General features: G+C 63.5%; 1 protein-coding gene. It reads right to left on the reverse strand.

Annotated features, from left to right (window positions below; translation table 11 throughout):
• Nucleotides 1-17: 17 nt before the first annotated feature.
• Nucleotides 18-1048 (reverse strand): transposase (locus AACY08_RS27465; RefSeq protein WP_339472257.1); only part of this gene is annotated, 1031 nt, incomplete at its 5' end.

Genomic DNA, 1048 nt, shown 5'->3' on the forward strand with positions numbered 1-1048 from the left:
ACGCCGCGCATCAGCGATCAGGCATATTGCCGAGCGGGCGAGACGATCACGTCATGTTCGATCGACCGGGCCGATATGGCAGCCGGGGTCAGAGCCGCGGGGACGCACACCCCCCGACGCGGCTTGCCGTTCAGTCGGTTCGATCGCGCAAGGATCATCAGGTTCATCACCGCCGCGCCGATCAGGAACTCCTCTTCTGCTCCGCGAATGCCGCGCAGGTGAAGCCGTCTCATGCCATGCTTGCCCTTGGCGTCGGCGAAGAACCGTTCGACCCCGCGCCGCAACCGCATAGACCGCTTGTAGAGCCCGGTTTCCACTTCGGCTCTGGCAAGATCGCGGACGTCCTCATCGTCCAGCCGAACCAGGGTACGACGCCGCGCCGTCGTGCATTTCTTCCGAAGCACGCACGCCTCGCAGTCACGCGCATCGGCTGCATAACGGTGTACGCCGGTGGGCAGATGGAAGGCGTGGTGCCGGAGCGGCTTTCCGGTCGGACAGGTAAAGCTGTCAATGTCACGATCATAGCTGAAGGCCGTTCGCGGCAGCTTGCCCTTGGTCTGTTGCGTACGGTCGATTACCGGAATGTGCGGGATTGCGCCGTGATCCCTTACGAAGCCGAGGAAGTTGGCGCTGCCATAGGCTTTGTCGGCCGCAACCCGCTTGGGACGATAATCAAAGCGATCGGCCGATCGCTCGAGCATGACGCGCCCCGCATCAACTTCCTCCGCGAACCGAGCCGGTGTCGCCTTCACATCGAGAGCGACGCCACTCGGGGTGTCGACCAGCGCATTCAGGGCGTAGCCGAACCGGCCACGCACCGTTCGCGCCGACCAAGCCGCGGCAGGATCCGTTCGAGAGACGCCTTGGCAGCTTTTCGAGCGCGCCATTTCAAAGACGGCATCTCCTGTGTCGTGCACCCACTCCCTAACCGCGCGCGACGCGTTGGCGACATACGGCAGGTAGCCAGGAACGGTCTTGCGCTGCCAGCTCGCATCAGCCGCTATGAACGATGCATCGATCGCGGCGTCTTTTCCGCCAATCAGTCCTT

Source organism: Pseudomonas sp. EL_65y_Pfl1_R83, assembly GCF_963970695.1.
Lineage (GTDB): Bacteria > Pseudomonadota > Gammaproteobacteria > Pseudomonadales > Pseudomonadaceae > Aquipseudomonas > Aquipseudomonas tritici.